Below are 523 nucleotides of genomic sequence, written 5' to 3'. Positions count from 1 at the left end.
CTTACCACTTTGTGATTCATGACTGGGGTGAAGTCGTAACAAGGTAACCGTAGGGGAACCTGCGGTTGGATCACCTCCTTACCTAAAGATATTAGTTCGAGTGGCGTGCTCACACAGATTGTCTGATAGAAAGTAACGAGCAGAAATACCTTTATAGGCTTGTAGCTCAGGTGGTTAGAGCGCACCCCTGATAAGGGTGAGGTCGGTGGTTCAAGTCCACTCAGGCCTACCACTTCTCGGAAGTGGAAAAGGTACTGCGCGTGACTGTATGGGGCTATAGCTCAGCTGGGAGAGCGCCTGCCTTGCACGCAGGAGGTCAGCGGTTCGATCCCGCTTAGCTCCACCATATAGTCCGGTATTTCACTACTTCAGAGTATATTGGCGACAGTATGCTGCGAAGTATTTTGCTCTTTAACAATCTGGAACAAGCTGAAAATTGAAACATGACGGCTGAAATTTATCCCTCCGTAGATGTATTGGGATAAAGAGTAACCTGTCATAGAGTCTCTCAAATGTTTGCAGC

At 47.8% G+C, this 523-nt stretch carries 2 tRNA genes and 1 rRNA gene; all 3 read left to right on the top strand.

The features are described 5' to 3' along the window. Positions 1-81: ribosomal RNA gene (locus M6G53_RS24980) — 16S ribosomal RNA — on the top strand; the annotation flags it as partial. 74 nt (positions 82-155) lie between these two features. Further along, a tRNA-Ile gene (locus M6G53_RS24975) sits at positions 156-232 on the top strand. 38 nt (positions 233-270) lie between these two features. Further along, positions 271-346: transfer RNA gene (locus M6G53_RS24970), tRNA-Ala, on the top strand. The last annotated feature ends 177 nt before the right edge of the window (positions 347-523 follow it).

It is taken from the genome of Serratia nevei (assembly GCF_024160145.1).
Classification (GTDB): Bacteria; Pseudomonadota; Gammaproteobacteria; order Enterobacterales; family Enterobacteriaceae; genus Serratia; species Serratia nevei_A.
The sequence above is the reverse complement of the archived record's forward strand: the minus strand, read 5'-3'. Positions and strand labels throughout refer to the sequence as shown.